We start from the raw sequence: 20,154 nt of genomic DNA on the forward strand, positions 1-20,154 counted from the left end.
CGTAGGGTTTCTGGCGTGACGACGCGTGTGGCCGCCATCGACTGCGGGACCAACTCGATCCGACTGCTGGTCGCCGACCTGCCGGACGCCTCGGCGGGTCCGGAGGCGCCGCTGGCCGACCTGAGCCGGCGGATGGAGATCGTGCGCCTCGGCCAGGGCGTCGACAAGACGGGGCGGCTGGCCCCGGAGGCGATCGAACGCACCCGGGTCGCGCTGGCCTCGTACGCCGCCGAGATCGAGAAGCTGGGCGCGGAGCGGGTGCGGATGTGCGCCACGTCGGCTTCGCGGGACGCCTCCAACGCCGCCGAGTTCCGCGAGATGGTCGAGCGGACCCTCGGCGTCGCGCCCGAGGTGGTGACCGGCGACGAGGAGGCGCGGCTCTCCTTCACCGGCGCGGTGCGCGGGCTGCCCGCCGACGCGCGCGAGCCGTACCTGGTCGTCGACATCGGCGGCGGCTCGACCGAGTTCGTCGTCGGCACCCGCGCGGGCGGCGTCGAGGCGGCCATCTCGATGGACATCGGCTGCGTCCGGATGACCGAGCGGCACCTGCACGGCGACCCGCCGGCGCTGGACGAGGTCGCCGCCGCGCAGGCCGACATCGCGGTCGCGGTGGACCGGGCGCTGGAGGCCGTGCCGGGCCGGCAGGCGGCCACGCTGGTCGGGCTCGCCGGGTCGGTCACCACCGTGGTCGCGGTCGCCCAGGGCCTCCAGGAGTACGACCCGGAGCGCATCCACCACGCCCGGGTCCCGTACGGCGCGGTGGCCGACGTGACCGCCGACCTGCTCGGCAAGAGCCGGGAGCAGCGGCTGGCGATCCCGGTGATGCACCCGGGCCGCGCGGACGTGATCGGGGCGGGTGCCCTGGTGCTCCGGGTGATCATGGAGCGGGCCGGGATGGACTCGGTGGTCGCCTCCGAGCACGACATCCTCGACGGCATCGCCTGGTCGCTGGCCTGAGCCGCGCAGGAGGGCCTGGCGAAGCTGGAGACCCTGCTCCACGTCAGTGCGGGCCTTTGTGCGGATCGCGGCGAGCAACGGTGGTGAGGCACAGCGTGCGGTGATCGGATCCGGCGGTCGGTTCCGATCACCGCACGGCTCGACCCGGGTCAGCCGGTCCGCGACTCAGCCCGCGAACGCGGCGTCGATCGCATGGGTGTCCTCGTACATGTGATAGGTCGTGATCTTGCCGTCCCTGACGGCGATGTGCAGGGCGAAGTGGTTGGTGAACGACTTCCCGGTGGCGAGGACCTCGAACTTGTTGTGCCCGAGCACGACCGCGTTCTCCCCGTCGACGACCGTCGCCGTGATCTCGTATTCCTGGGCCGGTCCGAGTACGCGTCCGAACGAGCCGAAGAAGTCCGGCAGTTCGGCCGGGGTGGAGCGCCGCCCGGACCAGGGGATGTCGGGGGTTCCGTTGACCACGAAGTCGAACGTGTCGGCGAAGAGGTCGACGAGTCCTGGTACGTCGCCGGCGCCGAACCGCGCGAAGAAGGACTCGACGACGGCGGCCGTGCTGGTACGTGTCGCGTTGCTCATGCGGATGGAACTCCTCTGTGCGTGACGTGGTTGGTACCGCCCTCGCGGGCGGGTGCGAGGGCGGGCCTCAGGCGATGACGGAAAGGACGATCTTTCCGGTGGTGCTGTTGGTCTCGCCGCGCTCGTGGGCGCGAGCCGCCTCTCTCAGCGGGAGAGCCGTGTCGACGAGTGGCCGCAACTGCCCGCGAGCGACCAGATCCGCGACCGCCTTCATGCCCGCGTGGTCGGGCTCGACGAGGAGCCGGGTGGCGCGGACGCCGAGTTCCTCGGCGACGTCGGCGGGGAAGTCCTGGGCCACGGGGAGGAGGGAGACGAGGATCCCGCCCCTGCGGAGGGTGCGCAGTGAGCGCGGGGTGTAGTCCCCGCCGATGGTGTCGAGCACGACATCGATGTCTCGCAGGACGGCGCCGAAGTCGTCCGTCGTGTAGTCGATCAACTCGTCCGCGCCGAGTCCGCGAAGAAGGTCGTGCTTGCCGGCTCTCGCGGTGCCGACGACCCATGCGCCCCGGGCCTTGGCGATCTGCACCGCCAGGTGCCCGACTCCGCCGGCGGCGGCATGGACGAGGACGCGCTGGCCCGGCTGGATGTCGGCGGTGTCGACGAGAGCCTGCCACGCGGTCAGGGACGCCAGGGGCAGCGCGGCGGCGGTCGTGTGGTCGACGTTCGCCGGTTTACGGCAGAAGTGCCGGGCGGGTGCGGTCACGAACTCTGCGTACGCGCCTGCCGGATGCGGGAAGCGCGGCATGCCGAACACCTCGTCGCCCGCCGCGAACAGGGTCACCCCGGGCCCCACCTCCTCGACCACCCCGGAGACGTCGAAGCCCAGGACGAACGGGGGGAGTGCGCCGGTGGCGAACTGTCCGCGAGCGCGGGTCTTCCAGTCGGTGGGGTTCACCCCCGCGGCGTGGACCCGGACGAGGATCTCGCCGAGTGTGGGGACCGGACGCGCCATCTCGATGATCTTCAGGACGTCGGGTGCCCCTGCCACGTCCTGGCTGACGGCGAGCATCCGGTACGGCGCTCGCCCTGAGCTGGTTGTCACTGGACTCCTCACCTGTCGTGCCGGCCGCGTGAGGCGGCCGTGCCCGTCCAGCATCGCTGGAGAGGCGGCACCGGTGCCGCGGCCAGATGGACAACATGTGTCAGGATCTGGCCATGCATCGCGTCGTTGTGCTCGCGCTTCCCGGCGTCGTCCCGTTCGAGCTGGCCATCCCCTCGCGCCTTTTCGGCGCCGCCCTCGGCTCCGACGGCGATCCGCTGTACTCGGTGACCACCTGCTCGATCGATGGCGGCCCTGTCGAGACCTCGGCCGACTTCGCGATCGCCGTGGACCACGACCACACCGCGCTGGCCCAGGCGGACACCGTGGTGATCCCTCCCTCCGCGAGCGGACGGAAGTGGGGCGAGGAGAAGGCTCTTCCGGTGCCGCTGCGGGACGCGCTGGGGCTCGTCCGCCCCGGCGCGCGGGTGATGGCGATCTGTACGGGCTCCTACGTCCTGGCGGCGGCAGGAATCCTCGACGGACGCCCGGTGACGACCCACTGGCGTGAGTCCGACCACCTTCAGGGCCTGTACCCGGACCTCATGGTCAACGCCGATGTCCTCTTCATCGACGACGGCAGCGTGCTCACGTCGGCGGGCGTCTCGGCGGGAATCGACCTCTGCCTGCACGTGATTCGGCGCGACCATGGCAGCGAGATCGCCAACGAGGCTGCGCGTTCCTGCGTGGTGCCACCCTGGCGCGACGGGGGCCAGGCCCAGTACATCCGGCGCCCGATGGTCGAGGCGGAATCGACGACGACGGCACCGGCCCGGGCGTGGGCGCTCGAACACCTCGATCGCCCGTTGACCCTGGCTGAGCTTGCCGCCCGGTCGAACATGAGCGTGCGGACATTCAGCAGGCGGTTCCAGGACGAGGTGGGGGTGAGCCCGATGACCTGGCTGACCCAGCAGCGGGTCGAACGCGCCCGGGAGCTGCTGGAGAGCTCGGACCTCCCGGTCGACAGGATCGCGGAGCAGGCCGGGTTCGGCTCGGGTGGTTCGCTCCGGCAGCACCTGTTGGCCGCCACCGGGGTCTCGCCGCGCGCCTATCGGCGAACGTTCCGCCCCGCCTCGGCGGACCGATAGCGCCGGAGCCGCACCCGCCGGGCCGCACCGGTCACCGCAGCCGGCGAACGCGGACTTTAATGACGGGCATGAGCAGAGTCCCCAAGGTGCTGATCGCGGCGGCGGGCGTGACGGGTGCGGCGGCGTACGGGCTTCCGCAGCCGTGGTCGCTGGTAGCGGTCGTGGTCGACCTGCTCCTGATCGGGCTCGCCGGCGGGCTCTGGTCCAGGGCCGGACGGGGCCCGCGGTGGCGCATCGAGGGGGCGGACGCCGGGCGTGGCTCGACGGCGACGTCCGGGTACCCGCAGCCCGGCCCTTCCCACGGACCCGGGGAGCTGCCGCTGCCGGCTGCGCGGCGGCGGAGGGGGCGTCCGCCGTGGGCCAGTTCCGCCGTCGGCGGGACCGCGTCCGCGACCAGCCGCGTGCGGCGCCAGTCGAAGGGCCAACCGAGCGCGTCGCCCGGCGTGGCGGACGATCCGGTCGACGTGCACGACGGCCTGGCGAGGCTGGAGACCCTGATGCGGGCGACGAACGAGCGCGGGCAGCGGACCCAGCTGTGGTTCTTCTTCGCCGGAGTCGCCGTGTCCATCCCGGCGGGCATCGTGGTCAACCTGCTGACCGGTTAGCGTCGGCCGGGCCGGCGACGCGGGTGGCGGTGTAGCGGCGGGCCAGCCGCGCGCCGCCGACGAGCGCGCCTCCACCGTATGGGTCGGACCTGCCCGGTCCGCCGGTGCGTTGAGCGGGCCCCACCGCGCGACGGGGGGTACCGGTATGTTCTCGCCATGCTCGCCGATCCCGCTCAGCTGTTGCCCCGTCCGGTGCTGTGCGTCCTCGGCGCCGGCCTGGACTTCGACACGGTGGGCAGGGTCGCGGCCGAGGCGGGAGCCGCGGCCGGCTTCACGCTCGACGACGAGTACTCCGAACGGGAGCACGACCCGCGGATGTCCTACGCGTTCGGGGCGAGCCTGGCCGGGGCCAGCTTCACCGACGCCGACTGGGCGGCGGTGGAGGCGCACGACAGCGTCGCGTACGTGCTGTCCCGGCCCCTGCGGGCTGTCTCGATGCCACCGCGACTGCTGCGGCCGACGTTGCTGGAGGTCTCGCGCGCGGCGCTGGCCGTGTCGGCGGCACTCCTGCGCTCCGGTGCCACCGCCGTGAAGAACGAGAGCAACGGTGTCGCGCACGGCCGGGACCGGTGGCTCTCCCTGGCCGACGAGGCGGCCGCCGCGACGACGGACGCGGAGCTGGCCGGCGTGCTGTACCGCGCCACGGTCAAGCGACCGATCCGCGCCGGCGAGTCGTCGTACAGCTGCGGCATGCATCTGCTCGGCGCGCCCGACGTGGAACTCCTGGCCACCGACGGCGGGGTCGAGGACCGGGTCACCCTGATGGACAAGCTGGCGCTGTACCTCCTGACCGACGAGCGGGCGGCGGAGATGGCCGACGGCGAAGGGTTCCGCCTCACCGCCGACTCCCCGCGTTGGCTGCTGGAGCACCGCCCGGACGACCGTCACGAGACCGACGACCTCTTCCACAATCCGCTCGGCTACTGGCGTCTGACACCCGCCTGAGCCTGACGGGCGGGAGCGGGCGGCCGGTCGAAGGAGGCCGGCGACCGCCGCCGGGCAACGCCCTGAGCGGAACACTTTCACCCGCGTGGCGCGCCCCTTTGACGGTACTGTGCATTGCGTACTAGTGTGCATTGCGTGGACACCACACAACTGCTGAAGGGCGTGCTGGATCTCGCGGTCCTCGCCGTGCTCCGCGCGGAGGACGGCTACGGCTACGACATCCTGCGCCGGCTGCGCGACGCCGGGTTGGAGGAGGTCGGCGACGCCTCGGTCTACGGCACGCTGCGTCGGCTCTACGCCGCCGGCCTGCTGACCACCTACGTCGTGCCGAGCGAATCCGGCCCGCACCGCAAGTACTACTCCCTCAACGCCGCCGGCCGGGACCAGCTCACCCGCTCCGGCAAGCTCTGGCGCTCGTTCGCCACCACCATGGACGCACTGCTCGACGATCGGGGGATGGCGGCATGACCGTCACGGAGCAGGAGATCGCGGACTACGCCGCACGGGTCCGGGCCGCGCTGGCCGACCTGCCGCCGGCACACCGCGACGAGTTGACCGAGGACCTGCCGGAGCACCTCGCCGAGGTCGCCGCCGAGGCCGACGGCTCGCTGGTCGACCGGCTCGGCGAGCCCGAGGCGTACGCGGCCGAGCTGCGCGCCGCCGCCGGGGTCGGCGCCGCCACCACCGGCGGGCGCCGCAACCGTCGCCTCGGTGTCGCCGTGGACCGGTTCCGCGCGCGGGCGCACCGCTGGGACGTGCAACTCGGACCACCCCTCGGGTACGCCACGGCCAGCGAGTTCCTCCGGCTGCTCCGGCCGGCGTGGTGGGTGCTGCGGGGCTACCTGGCCGCCATGCTCGTCACGGTGGTCACGACCGGCGACACGTTCGGTGTGCTGCCCGAGCTCAACGGCAGCCTGCTGGCCGGCCTGGTGCTGCTCGCCGGCAGCGTGCTCGCCTCGATCTGGCTCGGCCACCACACGCCGGGCCTGACCCGGCCCAAGCGGCGGATGCTGCACGCCGGCACGGCGGTGCTGGTGTTCTTCGGGCTGATCGGCCTCGCCGACGTGAACGGCAGGGTCGGCAGCGGCGACCTCGGCTACGAGCAGATCTCGATCGACGACCGGTACGACCACATCCGCGACGTCTTCGTCTACGACCGCGAGGGGCGGCTGGTGGAGGACGTCCGGCTCTTCGACCAGAACGGCGACCCGATCCGGCTCGGTCATCCGATGTGCCCGAACCCGCCGGACCTGAACCTGGCCAACGCGCTGCTGCGCCCGTACCCGTACTGCCCGCAGCAGGCGCCGTTCGCGCCCCGGGCGCCGATCGGCCCTCCGCCGTCGCTGGGCGTGCCACCGCTGCCGGCACCCACCGCGTCGGGCGACCCGGCCGAGCCCACGCCCACGTCGAGCGGCGCCCCGACCACGGCGCCCGTCCCCTCGGGCACGCCGTCCGCGAGGCCGGCCCCGAGCCGGACGTGAACAGGATCATCGAATGAAGCTGGGAAATAGCTGAACGGATGAGTCCAGCGGGGCAACGGCTGTCGGTCCCGGTCGCTACGGTGTCGTCTGCTCACTCACCCCCCGGAAGGAAAACGCGTGTCAGAGCAGGTCGCACCGCCCCCCGCGCCGGACGCCGCCCAGCCCCCGTCGGCCGTCCAGGCGCCGCCCCCGGCGGAGCCCCAGGCCGAGAAGTCCGGTTCCAAGAAGCTGCTCGGCATCGTGGGCGCGATCGTCGTGTTCCTGGTCGTCGCGGGCCTCAAGTTCGGCATCGGCTCGGCGATCGGCAACTTCTTCAACAAGGACGAGACCGCTGAGGCCAAGGTCGGCGACTGCATCGCCGAGCTGCCCGAGGTGACCGGCACCAAGGAGGAGAAGGTCGACGGCGCGAAGGTCGTCGAGTGCACCGCCACCGACGCCGTCTACAACGTGGTCGGCCGCGTCGACGGGCAGACCCAGGCGCAGGCCCGCTCCGGCGAGGCGTGCGGCCAGTACATCAAGGAGGGCCAGGAGGGCTACGTCTACTACAGCATCGAGCCGGGCAAGACCGGCTACCTGCTGTGCCTGACGAAGAAGGCCTGATCCCCCGGCACGACAGGACCGCCGACGGCGGCGCGGACATCGTCCGCGCCGCCGTCGGCATCCGTGGGTACGGGGGGCGAACAGGAGGTGAATGCCACTGTTCCGGCGTCTTCCCCGGGGCGCTCACGGCGTGGCAGGCTACCGACACGTAGCAACACTGTGCGACCAGCCAACGATGACTGACCGCTAGGAGGACGGCCGATGGGCGAGATGGTGAGCTACCGCGGCAACGGGGGGACGGGCGAGGGGTATCTCGCGATACCCTCCGGCGGTGCGACCAGCCCTGCGGTCATCGTCATCCAGGACTGGTGGGGACTGGTGCCGCACGTCCGGGCGGTCGTGGACCGCTTCGCTGAGGCCGGTTTCGTCGCCCTCGCCCCGGACTTCCGCCACGGCGGCCCGGCCAGCAAGCCGAGCGAGCCCCGGCAGATGCTGAACAGCGCGCAGATGGACGAGGCGGCGGCGGACATCGCCAGCGCGGCGGACTACCTCACCGGGCGGCCCGAGGTCGCCGGCAAGGTGGGCTGCGCGGGCTTCTGCGCCGGGGCGAGCCTGGCCCTCTGGGCGGCGACCCGTTCCGAGCGGATCGTCGCCACCGCCGCCTTCTACCCCCGGCTGCCGTGGGACGGGATGCGCCCCGAGTGGCCCGACTACGCGGGCAAGGCGGCGCACATCCACTGCTCCGAAGAGGACGGCACCTCCGCCGCCGACGGCGTACGCACCGTCCGCCGCGCCATCGAGACCTCGGGCGGCACCTGCCAGACCTACGACTACCCCGGCACCTCGCACGCCTTCTTCAACGAGGACCGGCCGGAGCACTTCGACCAGCGCGCCGCCGCCACCGCCTGGGCCCGCACCCTCGAACTCTTCCGGGCCAAGCTTGGCTGAGCCCCGTACGCCCGACGAGGTGGTCGCCCGCGCCGCGCGGGCGACCGACCTGGCCGACCTCGACGCGGCCGTCAGCGACTGCTTCGCCTGCCCGCGGCTGGTGCGGTGGCGGGAGGAGGTGGCCCGCGTCCGCCGGGCGGCCTTCCGGGACCAGGAGTACTGGGGCCGGCCGGTGCCCGGGCTCGGCGTCCCCGACGCGCGCATCGCCATCCTCGGCCTGGCGCCCGCCGCGCACGGCGGCAACCGCACAGGCCGCATCTTCACCGGCGACCGCTCCGGCGACGTCCTGTTCGCCGCGCTGCACCGCGCCGGGCTGGCCAACCAGCCGACCAGCGTCGCCGCCGACGACGGGCTGACCCTGCGCGACCTGCGGATCTTCTCCGCCGTGCGCTGCGCCCCGCCGGACAACAAGCCGACCCCGCAGGAACGGGACACGTGCGCGCCGTGGCTGCACCGCGAGTTGGCGCTGATCCGGCCAACCCTGCGCGTCGTGGTCGCGCTGGGCGCGTTCGCCTGGGCCTCGTGGTGGCCGGTGCTGCGCCAGGTGTACGGTCTGCGCCCGCCCAGCCCGCGACCGGCGTTCGGCCATGGGGCACACTGGTCCGGCACGGGCGCACCGGAGCTGCTCGGCTGCTACCACGTCAGCCAGCAGAACACCTTCACCGGGCGGCTGACACCAGGGATGCTGGACGACGTGTTCGCCCGGGCGAAGCAACTGGCCGGGGTGGACTGAGGCGCGGGGGCGGTGGCGATGACGGACGTGACGCGTCGGTCCGTGCGACCCGCCCCGGTGGCCCGGAGGTAGCTCTCGATGGAACTCAGCGTCCTGCGCAGGTGGTGGCCGGTCGTGGCGGTGGTGCTCCTGCTGGCCGTCGCCGCGTTCTCGTCCGCCCACTCGTCGATCGGCGCCAGCCGGATCCCGCCCGCCGCCGACAACATCCCGTACGTTCCGGAATATCCGAGCGCCGAGCCGGTCGAGTCGATCCCCGTCGAGCCGCGGGATGCCGGCCAGGCCACCCAGGCGTCGATCCCGCAGTGGATCGCCACCGTCGCCATCGTGCTGCTCGGGCTGGCGATCCTCGTGGTCTTCGGCTACCTCGCCTGGACGTTGGTCCGGGGCGCGATCCGGCGCACCACCCGGGCGCTGCCGGCCCAGCGGTCCCGGCGGACGCCCGAGGGCACCGCCCGCGAGGTGGCTGCCGCCCTCGACGCCGGCCTGGAGGAGTTGGACGACCGCGACACCGATCCGCGTACGGCGGTGATCGCCTGCTGGGTGCGCCTGGAGCAGGCCGCGGCCGGGGCCGGCGTGTCCCGGCTGGCCGGCGACACCCCCACCGACCTGGTCACCCGGCTGTTGCGGGGCGATCCGTCGGTGGGCATCCCGGCCATCGCCAGCGCCGACGTGCTCGCCGAGTTCGCCCACGTCTACCGTGAGGCCCGCTACGCCACCCGGGAGGTCGACGAGCGCACCCGCGACCAGGCCCGAGCGGCGCTGCGCCGGCTGCGCGGCGAGTTGACCGTCGTGGTCGCCGACGACACGGAGGTGCCGGCATGACCGGGGCACCCACCGGCGTGACCGGGGCGCGGCCGGCGCCCGCCCGACGTGGCGAGGTGACGCGGTGAGCAGCACCAGCATCGACGACCTGCTGAGCGTCGAGGACGAGCGGCCGGTACGCGCCGAGCCCAGGCGGGGCGGGCGGGTCGGCCGGGTGCTCCGTCCCCTGGCCGGCGTCGCGGCCGTCGTGATCGTGCTGGTCGCCGGCCTGCGCCTGGTGGGCCTGCGGGTCTCGCTGCCGGTCCTCGTGGCCGGCGTGGTCGCGCTGTTCGTGGTGCGTCGCCTCGTCGCCGCCCTCAGGCCCCCGCCCCCACCCCGCGGCGGCGGCCGGGCCCCTGTCGCCGACGACGACGGCACCTGGAACTGGGGCGTCAGGGACGCGCTGCGCACCGCGATCAACGGCTGGGAACTGCCGCTGGACTGGTCGGCCACCCGGCCCGAACGCTTCACCACCGTGATCCTGCCCCGGCTCGGGGAACTGGCCGACGAGCGGCTGAGTCAGCGGCACGGCGTGACCCGCGAGTCGGATCCGGCCCGGGCCCGGGTCCTGCTGGGTGACCAGCTGTGGAAGTTCCTGGAGACCCCGCCTCGCCGCACCCCGTCGCCGCGCAACCTCGCGGCGATCGTCGCCGAACTGGAGAGACTGTGATGAACGACGTGGACCGCAGCATGCCCGCCGCCGAGGTCGGCGCCCTCGCCCGGTCGGTGCTGGAGGCGGTCGGTCAGGTCGTGGTGGGCAAGCGGGACGCGCTGGAGCTGGTGCTCGCCGGCATCCTGGCCGGCGGCCACGTGCTGCTGGAGGACCTGCCGGGCCTCGGCAAGACGCTGACCGCGCGGTCCTTCGCCCAGGCGCTCGGGCTGGACTTCCGCCGGCTCCAGTTCACCCCCGACCTGCTGCCGGCCGACGTGACCGGTTCGTTCCTGTACGACCAGCGCAGCGGCGACTTCACGTTCCGGGCCGGGCCGGTCTTCACCAACCTGCTCCTCGCCGACGAGATCAACCGGACCCCGCCGAAGACCCAGTCGGCCCTGCTGGAGGCGATGCAGGAGAAGCAGGTCTCGGTGGAGGGCGTGACGTACAAGCTGGACGAGCCGTTCCACGTGCTGGCCACCGCCAACCCCATCGAGTACGAAGGGACCTACCCGCTGCCGGAGGCGCAGCTCGACCGGTTCCTGCTCCGGGTCTCCTTCGGCTATCCCGAAGCCGAGGAGGAGTGGGAGGTGCTGCGCCGGCGGATGGCCCGCCGCCGCGAGGAGGCCGACATCAAGCCGGTGGTCGACGCGGCGACCCTGCGCGCCATGCAGGCCGCGCTGGAGGACGTGGTCGTGGAGGACTCCGTCGGCCGCTACATCGTCGCGCTGACCGCCGCCACCCGGGAACACCCGTCGGTGCTGGTCGGCGCCTCGCCGCGCGGCTCGCTGGCGCTGCTGCTGCTGTCCCGCGTACGGGCCGTCATGGCTGGGCGCGACTACGTCGTCCCGGAGGACGTCAAGGAGGTCGCGGCGCCCGCCCTGGCACACCGGATCACGCTGCGGCCGGAGATGTGGCTGCGCCGCGTCGATCCGTCCTTCGTGGTCGGTGAGGTGCTGGAGGCGACCCCGGCCCCCGCCAGCGGCGCGCTGCCCAGCTACGCCGCCGGGCACTGATGGTCGCGCCCGCCGTGTCGACCCGCGAGTCGCCGCCGCAGGAGCCGGGGCCCGCGACCGGCTGGGTGCCCACGTGGGCGCTCGGCCGGGCGGTGCTCCTCACCGGGCTCCTGCTGATCGCGGGGGTGCTGCTCGGCCGGGTGGACCTGGTCGTGCTGGCCGCCCCGTTCGCGCTGGGCACCGCGTACGCGCTGCGTCGCCGGCCGACCGCCCTGCCGCAGATCTGGGTCTCCGCCGACGAGGGGCACCTGGTCGAGGGCGGCGAGCTGACCGGCATGGTAACCGTCGGCAACCCGGACCTGCTCGACTACGACGTGGCGGTGGTCCGCAGCCGGGTCTCGCCGTGGCTGCGGGTGCAGCGGGTGACGATCGCCGGGGCGACCACCGCGTCCGGGGCGGCTTCGGCCGCCGCTCCGTCCGTCGCCGACCGGCCGTTCGTGACCGCCGTCCCGACGGCGGCGGCCGTGGACCTGGAGCTGACCGGCACCGCGCTGCGCTGGGGGCGGCACCCCATCGGCCCGGCGGGCGCCCGGGCGGCCGCCGCGCAGGGACTTCTGGTCTCCCGCGCCGTGATCGCCGAGCCGTCCCGGTTGCGGGTCTACCCGAGGACCGAGCCGTTCGACGCGGTGGAGGCGATGCCCCGCGCCGCCGGCCTGGTCGGCGCGCACCACTCGCGCCGGCCCGGCGAGGGCGGCGAGCTGGCCGGCGTACGGGTCTTCGCGCCAGGGGACCGGCTGCGCCGGATCGACTGGCGGGTCTCGCTGCGCGCCCGGCAACTGCACGTGGCGGCCACCCTCTCCGACCGCGACGCCGAGGTGGTGGTGCTGCTCGACGTGCTCGCCGAGGCGGGCCGCTCGGGCGGCGTGTCCGGGGCCGCCTCCGTACTGGACACCACCGTCCGGGCCGCCGCCGCGATCGCCGAGCACTACCTGCACCGGGGCGACCGGGTGTCGATGCTCGAGTACGGCCCGGCCGCCCGCCGGCTGCGCCCGGCCACCGGCCGTCGGCAGTACCTGACCGTCCTGGAGTGGCTGCTGGAGGTGCGGGCGGAGCACTCCCCGCACGAGCCGTACGACCAGGTGTTCGGGCCGCAGCTGCTGTCGGCGGACGCGCTGGTGGTGGTCCTCACCCCGCTGCTCGACGAGCGGTCGGCGCAGATGCTGGCCCGGCTGGCCCGCTCCGGGCGGTTCGTGGTCGCGGTGGACACCCTGCCGGCGGATCTCACCCCGCCGAAGGACCGGGGCTGGGCCGAGGTGGCGTACCGGCTGTGGCGGCTGGACCGGGACACGATGATCGGGCAACTGCGGGAGCACGGCGTGCCGGTGGTGCCCTGGGCCGGCGCGGGCAGCCTCGACCAGGTGCTGCGGGACGTGGCCCGCCTGGCGACCGCCCCGAGGGTGAACAACCGGTGAGCGCGAGGAACGCAGCGCAGCGGAGTCCCGCAGTCGCGAACGAAAGGCGGCACCGGTGAGCGCGAGGAACGCAGCGCAGCGGAGTCCCGCAGTCGCGAACGAAAGGCGGCACAGTTGAACGCCGTCATCGAACGGGTCCGGGCCGTGCGGTACGCCGCCGCCCGGGTCAGCCTGACGCCGCTGCTGGTGCGCGCCGGCATCTTCCTCACCGTGCTGGTCGGCCTCGTGCTGGCGTACCCGTCGCAGGTGCTCCTCGGGCGGCCGCTGCTCGCCCTCGTGGCGGTGGCGGTGCTGCCGGCAGTCGGGCCGCGCCGGGTCTGGCCGACCTTCGCGGCGCTGGTCACGGTCGGCGGCTGGCTGGTGGCCACCGACGGGTACGGCCGACCGATCGCCCTCTGGCGGCTGCTCGCCGTGGCGGCGGCGCTCTACCTCACCCACACCCTCTGCGCGCTGGCCGCCGTGCTGCCGTACGACGCGGTGGTCGACCCGGACCTGATCGTGCGGTGGCTGGCCCGGGCCGGTGGGGTGTTGCTGGCCACCTTCGTCCTCGGTGTGCTGTTGGTCGAGGTCGGCGGGCTCGGTGGTGACGCCGGACACCAGGCGGCGACGGTGGTCGGTCTGCTCGTGGCGGTGGCGGTGGTGGCGTTGCTGGGGTGGCTGCTGCGCCGCAGGTGACAGCCCCTTTCGGGGGAAGTCGTGCAGGTCACAGGGGTTGTGCTCCGTCACAGAGAAGGGGCGCGAGCGGGATTAGCCGGGCTGCGCGGGGAAAGATAGATGACGTGAACCCGAAGCGGATCCTTGTGGTGGGTGCCGGGCACGTCGGTCTCTACGCGGCCCTGCGCCTGTCGAAGAAGCTCAGCTCCCGTGAGGCTGAGGTCGTCGTGGTGGACCCTCAACCCCACATGACCTACCAGCCGTTCCTGCCCGAGGCGGCTGCCGGGAACATCTCGCCCCGGCACTCCGTGGTGCCGCTGCGGCGGGAGTTGCGGCGGTGCAAGGTGGTGGCGGGCGCGGTGACCCGGATCGACCACCACCGCAAGACCGCCGTGGTGCAGCCCATCAGCGGCCCCACCCGGGAGATCCCGTACGACCACGTGGTGGTCGCCCCGGGTTCGGTGTCCCGGACGCTGCCGATCCCCGGCCTGCACGAGCACGGCATCGGCTTCAAGACCATCGGCGAGGCCATCTACCTGCGCAACCACGTGCTGGACCGGCTGGACGTGGCCGCCGCCACGCCGGACCCGGCCGTCCGTCGCTCGGCGCTGACCTTCACCTTCGTCGGCGGCGGGTACGCCGGCATCGAGGCGCTCGCCGAGATGGAGGACATGGCCCGGGACGCCCTGAAGTACTACCCGGAGCTCAAGCCGGAGGACATGCGCTGGGTGCTGGTCGAGGCGACCCAGCGGGTGCTGCCGGAGGTCGACCGGGACATGGGCGCCTACACGGTGCAGGAGCTGCTCAAGCGGAACATGGACATCCGGCTGGACACCCGGCTGGAGTCCTGCCTCGACGGGGTCGTGAAGCTCTCCGACGGCGACAGCTTCCGCTCCGACACCATCGTCTGGACGGCCGGCGTGAAGCCGTCGCCGATGCTGGACGCGACGGACTTCCCCCGCGACGAGCGGCGGCGGGTCACCTGCCTGCCGACCCTCCAGGTGGTCGACGGCGACCGGGTGGTCGACGGCGCCTGGAGCGCCGGTGACTGTGCGGCCGTGCCGGACCTGACCAAGGAGCCGGGCAACTACTGCTCGCCGAGCGCCCAGCACGCGGTGCGTCAGGCCGCCCGGATGGCCGACAACATCGTCAACGTCGTCCGCGGCCGGGAGCCGGTGGAGTACAAGCACAAGCACGCCGGCAGCGTCGCCAGCCTCGGCCTGCACAAGGGCGTGGCCCAGGTGTACGGGATCAAGATGACCGGCTGGCCGGCGTGGTTCATGCACCGGACGTACCACATGAGCCGGATCCCGTCGTTCAACCGCAAGGTCCGGGTCGTGGTCGACTGGACGTTGGCGTTCTTCCTCAAGCGCGAGGTGGTCGCCCTCGGCCAGCTGCACGATCCGCGCGAGGAGTTCGCCGAGGCCTCCCAGCCGGTCGGCGCCGCCCGCGCCGCCTGACGAAGCACGCGGAGCCCTCTCCGCCCCCGGGCGGAGAGGGCTTTCGCGCGTCCGGCCGTCGGCGCGCGGGCTGCGGCTGCGCGACCCCGGTGCGGATCAGACGCGCCAGGTCCAGGCGTCGGCGATCCGGGTGGCGGGGCCGTAGAGCTGCTCCAGCGTGCCGCGCAGGCTGTCGGCGTGCGGGGTGCCGTCGGCCAGCGCCACGCAGGAGGCCCCCCAGAACTCCGCGTCCTCCGCGGCCTGCCGGCGCTGTTCGTCCCCGATGACGGGTTGACCGCCGCGCCGGCCGACCTCGGCGAGCAGGGCGGAGGTGGGCCGCGAGTAGGTGCCCATCGCCGCCGTGCCGCCGCGACCGTACGGGCCGATGAAGAAGCCCTCCGGCATGCCGAAGGCCGCGTCGGCGGCGGTCGCCCAGCGCATCGGCCACGGCTGCTTGGGCGTGGCGAGCGGCACCGGCACCAGCACCCCACCCGGCTCGACGCACTGGCGCCAGTGCCCGCCGGTGACGAACTCGGGCAGCGGCGGGCGCCCGGCGGTGGGCAGCGGGGCCGGCAGCAGCGGCAGCAGCGCCACGCCGACCGCCGCCGGCACCAGGCGGCGGGCCAGGCCGGTGCCGCGCAGGGCCCGGTCGACCGCCAGCACCAGCAGCGTGGCGATCAGCGGGAGCACCGCGAGGGCGAACCGCATCGGCAGCGCACCGTCCACCACGGGCAGCCCCGAGAGCAGGGCGTACGGGCCCGGAACGGCGGTGCGTTCGCCGTCGACGACCACCCGGGGCCCGAGCGACAGCGCCCCCGTCACGAGCGCGCCGACCACGCACGCGACGACCAGCGGGCGACGGCCCAGCCAGAGCGCGCAGGCGGCGGCGACCAGCAGCAGGGGCAGCCCGAGGAAGGTGTTGTACTCGGCCGGCCCGGTCGTCAGCCGGGCGGCCCCGTCGCCGCCCGCGACCGACAGCGGCGAGACGGTCCACCAGCTGCGCAGGTCCGCCGAGAAGTAGTGCGGGCTGAACATGCCGTCCGAGACGCCCTGCGGGCCGGCGAACTGGAACCAGAGCGGCCACGCCAGTACGAGCAGGGCCAGCCCGGCGGCGAGCGTCATCCCGGCGGCGAAGCCGGGCAGGGCGCGACGGGCCAGGTTCCGGTCCGCCACCGCGTAGGCGACCGCCATCACCAGCAGCGTGACCGCGCAGAGGAAGAGCACCTCCTCGCCGACGAAGACCTGCGCCGTGACCGCCGCCGCCAGGCCGACGGCCGAGCTGACCACCCGCCGGCGGTCCGGCCCGTCGGCGGTGCCCGCCGGGTCGGCGGCCCGCAGCATGCGGACCACGAGCCAGACGATCACCGGAACCAGCCACTGCGCGGTCATGTGCAGGTGGCTGTTGGTCTGCGAGACCATCCCCGGGCCGAAGCCGCAGAGCGCCGCCCCGAGCGCGGCGGCGATCCGGCGGGCGCGCAGCATCCGGGTGAAGAGCAGGTACCAGGCGATCGCGGTGCCGGCCAGGTTCGCCATGGCCAGCAGGGCGAAGGTCACCGGCGCGCCGAACAGCAGGGTCACCGGGGCCAGGAGCACCCCGAGCGCGATGACCGTGGTGTTGGTCATCAGGTTGACCCCGTCCGGCGCGTTGAGTCGCCCGGTGAGCAGGTCGAAGTCGCCGAGCAGCGCCCGGGAGTCGACGGCGAGGAACCACTCGTAGAGGGCCTGGTCCTCCGGGTTGAGCGCCAGGACCCGGGCCGCCGGGTCGGGCCAGAGCCCGTGGGTTAGCCAGCCGGCCAGCGCCACGAAGAGCAACGCGACAGTGACGTCGGCCCGGCGACGGTGGACGGCGGTCAGCAGGCGCGCCGGCCGGAGCCGGCGGGACGGCCGGTCGGCGACGAGGACAGCCTGGTCAGGGACGGCGTCGGGGGCCGTGGGGGCTGTGCTGCTCACGGTCTCGACCCTAGTGCGACCCGCCCGCCGGGGTACGCCGGGTCGCCGCCGACCCGCTACCGTGACACTGCACCACGCGTGTCGACCCGCGCGGTGTCACCCGCCCGGGTGGTGGAACGGCAGACACGGCCGCCTTAAAAGCGGCTGCCGCAAGGCGTGCGGGTTCGACCCCCGCCCCGGGCACGCCGCACTCTCAGCTTCCGCTCAGCTTGGCGATCTCCACGGGACTGCCCTGGGCGTTTACTCTTGGGAGTGCACGTTCACGTGCAACGACCCCCTGAGGGAGGCCTGACAGTGAAGACTTCGAACCCGGTGCTCGCCCGGCTCGGCCAGGCGGCCGAGCGGGAGCGCTCCGCCGGGTACGCCCCGACCGGGCCGTACGGACAGCCCGGTTATCCCCAGCAGTACCCGACGGAGGCCGGCTACCCGGCGGCCCCGCCGACCGTCAACACCATGTCGATCGACGACGTGGTGGTCAAGACCGTCACGCTCCTCGGCATCCTCGGCGTCTCCGCCGCGGCCGCCTGGGTGCTGGTGCCCGACGCGCTGCTCGGCGCGGCCTGGATCGGTGCGGCAGTCGTCGGCCTGGTCCTCGGCCTGATCATCTCGTTCTCCCGGATGGCGAACCCGGCGCTGGTCGTCGCGTACGCCGTCGTCGAGGGCGTCTTCGTCGGCATGGTCAGCAAGTTCTTCAACTCGCTCTACGACGGCATCGTGGTCCAGGCGGTGACCGCCACGTTCGGTGTCTTCTTCGTGATGGCCATGCTCTACAAGGCGAAGGTCATCCGGGCGACCCCGAAGTTCGTCAAGGGCATGATCGCCGTGATGGCGGGTCTCTTCGCCGTCATGCTGATCAACCTCGTGTTCGCGCTCTTCGGCGTGAACACCGGCCTGCGCGACGGCAGCCCGCTGGCGATCGGGTTCAGCCTGGTCTGCATCGTCGTTGCCTCGCTGAGCTTCGTGCTCAGCTTCAAGGAGGTCGAGGACGGCGTCCGGATGGGCCTGCCCCAGCGCTACTCCTGGGTCGCCGCCTTCGGCATCCTGGTCAGCCTGGTCTGGCTCTACATCGAGATCCTGCGCCTGCTGAGCTACTTCCAGGGCGACGACTGACCGTCGTCGACGACTGACCGGCGCCCGCCCTCGCACCCGCGAGGGCGGGCGCCGTCGCGTCCCGCCTCGGTCCCGCGTCCCGCCTCGGTCCCGCGTCCCGCCCCGGTCCCGCGCTCGCCTCTCCGCAGCGTTGATCATGAGGTTTGCGGCGAAGTTGATCGCGATTCCCGCCGCAAACCTCATGATCGCCGGCCGGGGGCCGGGGCCGGGGGCGGGGGTGGGCTGGGTGGGACGGTGGGGGTGGGGGTGGGTGGTCCGTAGACTCGGTGGGGTGAGCGTGGGGGAGTTGGGGCGGGCGGTGGAGTTGCTGGTCCGTCAGGTCGGGCACTGGCAGCAGCCCCGTTGGGCGGCCACGGCCGCCGGTGGCAACGTGTCCCGCGCCGATCTCGTGCACCGGCTGGTACAGGAGATCGCAAACCGGGCCGCCGACGCGGAGGGCGGGCCCCGGCGAACGGTGCCCCGGCTCGACAACGACCTGGCGCTGCCCGACCAGCTCCGGGTGGTGGCCGCCGACCTGGTCGCCGCCTCCCCGCCGCCGGAGGTGCTGGCGCGGGCCGCCGCCGAGGTGACGGCGACCCGCGAGACCCTCTAGCCCGATCCGCGCGTGGCCGACCGGGGCTGCGCCCCGACAGCGAGGCCCGCCCGGGCCGGGGCGCCTGGTCGGGCCAGTGCAGGCCTGCCACCCTGCTCTCCAGCAGCCCAACGGGGGCCCTTGGGGGTGTCCCTGACGACGCGGGCCGGCCCCGACAAGGGGCCGGCCCTTTCGTCCGGGTTCAGGACTGCGGGCTCCGGGCTCAGGCCGCTCGGCTCGGCGCTCGGCGCCAGGCCGCTCAGCTCAGGCGCTCGGCGACCGGGCCGCTCAGCTCGGGCGCTCGACGACCATGGCGCTCAGCTCGGGCGCTCGACGACGAGGCCGCTCAGCTCAGGCGCTCGACGACCATGGCCATGCCCTGGCCGCCGCCCACGCACATGGTCTCCAGGCCGATCGTCTTGTCGTGCCAGTCCAGGGCGTTGAGCAGGGTGCCCGTGATCCGGGCGCCGGTCATGCCGAACGGGTGCCCGACGGCGATCGCGCCACCCATGACGTTCAGCTTCTCCAGGGGGATGCCGAGCTGGCGGTACGAGGGGATCACCTGGGCGGCGAACGCCTCGTTGATCTCCACGAGGTCGACGTCGTCGATGGTCATCCCGGCCCGCTTGAGCGCCTGCCGGGTGGCCTCGACCGGGCCGAGGCCCATGATCTCCGGCGAGAGGGCGGTCACGCCGCTGGAGACGATCCGGGCCAGCGGCGTGATCCCGAGATCCCTGGCCCGCTGGGCGCTCATGATCACCACGGCGGCGGCGCCGTCGTTGAGCGGGCAGCAGTTGCCGGCGGTGATGCGGCCGTCCGGGCGGAACACCGGCTTCAGCCCGGAGACGCCCTCCAGGGTGACCCCGGCGCGCGGGCCGTCGTCGGTGCCGACCACCGTGCCGTCCGGCGTGGTGACCGGGGTGATCTCCCGGGCCCAGAAGCCGTCGGCGATCGCCTTCTCGGCGAGGTTCTGGCTGCGTACGCCGAACTCGTCCATGTCGGCGCGGGTCACGTCGTACACCTGGGCCAGGTTCTCGGCGGTCTGCCCCATGGTCAGGTAGATGTCCGGCAGCTCGCCGGCCTCGCGCGGGTCGGTCCAGACCGGGGCCCCGCCCTGGGCGCGGGCCTTGGAACGCTCGGCCGCGGCGGCGAAGCGCGGGTTCTCCCAGCCGCCGCCGACGAGCGCCTGCGCCTCCTTCGGCAGGCCGTCGGAGTTGCCGCGGGCGTACCGGGAGACCATCTCCACGCCGGCGGAGACGAACACGTCGCCCTCGCCGGCCCGGATGGCGTGCATCGCCATCCGGGTGGTCTGCAGCGACGACGCGCAGTAGCGGGTGAGCGTGGCGCCGGGCAGGGTGTCGAGGCCCATCAGGGTGGCGACCACCCGGGCCATGTTGAAGCCCTGCTCGCCGCCGGGCAGGCCGCACCCCAGGTAGAGGTCGTCGATCTCGGCCGGGTCGAGCTGGGGAACCTTGTCCAGGGCGGCCCGCACGATGGTCGCGGCGAGGTCGTCCGGGCGGACGTCGCGCAGGGACCCCTTGTGCGCCCGGCCGATGGGGGAGCGGGCGGTGGCGACGATGACGGCGTCGCGGGACGACTCAGTCGGCATGAACCAACGTTAACCCGTCGGTAAC

Annotated in this window: 21 protein-coding genes and 1 tRNA gene; 18 read left to right on the top strand and 4 right to left on the bottom strand. The window is 73.5% G+C overall.

Features of this window, described 5'->3' with window-relative positions; translation table 11 throughout:
* The first annotated feature begins 27 nt into the window (after positions 1 to 27).
* Positions 28 to 957, top strand: a complete 930-nt coding sequence (locus ACLQ22_RS02040) for an exopolyphosphatase (RefSeq protein ID WP_425691063.1) — start codon at positions 28 to 30, stop codon at positions 955 to 957.
* Between the two features lie 165 nt (positions 958 to 1,122).
* Here ACLQ22_RS02040 and ACLQ22_RS02045 read toward each other — a convergent pair whose 3' ends face one another.
* A complete protein-coding gene (locus ACLQ22_RS02045) occupies positions 1,123 to 1,536 on the bottom strand; it encodes a nuclear transport factor 2 family protein (RefSeq protein WP_121396546.1) in 414 nt (137 codons plus the stop codon).
* A gap of 67 nt (positions 1,537 to 1,603) precedes the next feature.
* Positions 1,604 to 2,578, bottom strand: coding sequence for an NADP-dependent oxidoreductase (locus ACLQ22_RS02050; protein ID WP_425690785.1), 975 nt, complete (start codon positions 2,576 to 2,578; stop codon positions 1,604 to 1,606).
* 95 nt (positions 2,579 to 2,673) lie between these two features.
* On the opposite strand from ACLQ22_RS02050, the gene ACLQ22_RS02055 reads away from it, so the two are divergent.
* From ACLQ22_RS02055 to ACLQ22_RS02120, 14 genes are all read left to right on the top strand, one after another.
* On the top strand, positions 2,674 to 3,663 hold the full coding sequence (locus ACLQ22_RS02055) for a GlxA family transcriptional regulator (protein ID WP_425690786.1): 990 nt from the start codon (positions 2,674 to 2,676) through the stop codon (positions 3,661 to 3,663).
* 68 nt (positions 3,664 to 3,731) lie between these two features.
* Complete coding sequence (locus ACLQ22_RS02060) at positions 3,732 to 4,268, top strand: hypothetical protein (protein WP_425690787.1); 537 nt, start codon at positions 3,732 to 3,734, stop codon at positions 4,266 to 4,268.
* Between the two features lie 156 nt (positions 4,269 to 4,424).
* Positions 4,425 to 5,213 carry a hypothetical protein gene (locus ACLQ22_RS02065; protein ID WP_425690788.1) on the top strand — a complete coding sequence of 263 codons (789 nt, stop codon included), beginning with the start codon at positions 4,425 to 4,427 and terminating at the stop codon, positions 5,211 to 5,213.
* Between the two features lie 135 nt (positions 5,214 to 5,348).
* Positions 5,349 to 5,681: a PadR family transcriptional regulator gene (locus tag ACLQ22_RS02070; RefSeq protein WP_121396544.1), complete on the top strand. Its 333-nt coding sequence runs from the start codon at positions 5,349 to 5,351 to the stop codon at positions 5,679 to 5,681.
* Positions 5,678 to 6,694 carry an HAAS signaling domain-containing protein gene (locus ACLQ22_RS02075; protein WP_425690789.1) on the top strand — a complete coding sequence of 339 codons (1,017 nt, stop codon included), beginning with the start codon at positions 5,678 to 5,680 and terminating at the stop codon, positions 6,692 to 6,694. Before ACLQ22_RS02070 ends, ACLQ22_RS02075 begins: the two co-directional genes overlap by 4 nt.
* Before the next feature lie 117 nt (positions 6,695 to 6,811).
* Complete coding sequence (locus ACLQ22_RS02080) at positions 6,812 to 7,294, top strand: LppU/SCO3897 family protein (RefSeq protein ID WP_425690790.1); 483 nt, start codon at positions 6,812 to 6,814, stop codon at positions 7,292 to 7,294.
* A gap of 201 nt (positions 7,295 to 7,495) precedes the next feature.
* The gene (locus ACLQ22_RS02085) at positions 7,496 to 8,182 is read left to right on the top strand and encodes a dienelactone hydrolase family protein (protein WP_425690791.1); all 687 of its coding nucleotides are present in this window, start codon (positions 7,496 to 7,498) and stop codon (positions 8,180 to 8,182) included.
* A gap of 19 nt (positions 8,183 to 8,201) precedes the next feature.
* A complete protein-coding gene (locus ACLQ22_RS02090) occupies positions 8,202 to 8,915 on the top strand; it encodes a uracil-DNA glycosylase (protein ID WP_425691064.1) in 714 nt (237 codons plus the stop codon).
* Between the two features lie 78 nt (positions 8,916 to 8,993).
* Positions 8,994 to 9,737 carry a DUF4129 domain-containing protein gene (locus ACLQ22_RS02095; protein ID WP_425690792.1) on the top strand — a complete coding sequence of 248 codons (744 nt, stop codon included), beginning with the start codon at positions 8,994 to 8,996 and terminating at the stop codon, positions 9,735 to 9,737.
* 64 nt (positions 9,738 to 9,801) lie between these two features.
* On the top strand, positions 9,802 to 10,386 hold the full coding sequence (locus tag ACLQ22_RS02100; protein WP_425690793.1) for a hypothetical protein: 585 nt from the start codon (positions 9,802 to 9,804) through the stop codon (positions 10,384 to 10,386).
* Positions 10,386 to 11,384 carry an AAA family ATPase gene (locus ACLQ22_RS02105; protein WP_425690794.1) on the top strand — a complete coding sequence of 333 codons (999 nt, stop codon included), beginning with the start codon at positions 10,386 to 10,388 and terminating at the stop codon, positions 11,382 to 11,384. The genes ACLQ22_RS02100 and ACLQ22_RS02105 overlap by 1 nt, the downstream gene beginning before the upstream one ends.
* Positions 11,384 to 12,796, top strand: coding sequence for a DUF58 domain-containing protein (locus ACLQ22_RS02110; RefSeq protein ID WP_425690795.1), 1,413 nt, complete (start codon positions 11,384 to 11,386; stop codon positions 12,794 to 12,796). Before ACLQ22_RS02105 ends, ACLQ22_RS02110 begins: the two co-directional genes overlap by 1 nt.
* A gap of 114 nt (positions 12,797 to 12,910) precedes the next feature.
* Positions 12,911 to 13,471: a hypothetical protein gene (locus ACLQ22_RS02115; RefSeq protein ID WP_425690796.1), complete on the top strand. Its 561-nt coding sequence runs from the start codon at positions 12,911 to 12,913 to the stop codon at positions 13,469 to 13,471.
* A gap of 104 nt (positions 13,472 to 13,575) precedes the next feature.
* A complete protein-coding gene (locus ACLQ22_RS02120; protein ID WP_425690797.1) occupies positions 13,576 to 14,910 on the top strand; it encodes an NAD(P)/FAD-dependent oxidoreductase in 1,335 nt (444 codons plus the stop codon).
* A 96-nt stretch (positions 14,911 to 15,006) separates the two neighbouring features.
* On the opposite strand, the gene ACLQ22_RS02125 is transcribed toward ACLQ22_RS02120, so the two are convergent.
* On the bottom strand, positions 15,007 to 16,839 hold the full coding sequence (locus ACLQ22_RS02125) for a hypothetical protein (protein WP_425690798.1): 1,833 nt from the start codon (positions 16,837 to 16,839) through the stop codon (positions 15,007 to 15,009).
* A gap of 102 nt (positions 16,840 to 16,941) precedes the next feature.
* Between ACLQ22_RS02125 and ACLQ22_RS02130 the strand changes: the two genes are divergently transcribed.
* The 3 genes from ACLQ22_RS02130 to ACLQ22_RS02140 all read left to right on the top strand — a co-directional run bounded on the left by ACLQ22_RS02130 (position 16,942) and on the right by ACLQ22_RS02140 (position 18,541).
* Positions 16,942 to 17,022: transfer RNA gene (locus tag ACLQ22_RS02130), tRNA-Leu, on the top strand.
* A 111-nt stretch (positions 17,023 to 17,133) separates the two neighbouring features.
* A complete protein-coding gene (locus ACLQ22_RS02135) occupies positions 17,134 to 17,949 on the top strand; it encodes a Bax inhibitor-1/YccA family protein (protein WP_121396533.1) in 816 nt (271 codons plus the stop codon).
* Positions 17,950 to 18,220: 271 nt separating this feature from the next.
* A complete protein-coding gene (locus ACLQ22_RS02140) occupies positions 18,221 to 18,541 on the top strand; it encodes a hypothetical protein (RefSeq protein ID WP_425690799.1) in 321 nt (106 codons plus the stop codon).
* Positions 18,542 to 18,866: 325 nt separating this feature from the next.
* Here the strand turns inward: ACLQ22_RS02140 and ACLQ22_RS02145 are convergent, their stop codons facing one another.
* Positions 18,867 to 20,129, bottom strand: coding sequence for an acetyl-CoA C-acetyltransferase (locus ACLQ22_RS02145; RefSeq protein WP_425690800.1), 1,263 nt, complete (start codon positions 20,127 to 20,129; stop codon positions 18,867 to 18,869).
* Positions 20,130 to 20,154 lie beyond the last annotated feature (25 nt).

Source organism: Micromonospora sp. DT178 (genome assembly GCF_049841695.1).
Classification (GTDB): domain Bacteria; phylum Actinomycetota; class Actinomycetes; order Mycobacteriales; family Micromonosporaceae; genus Micromonospora.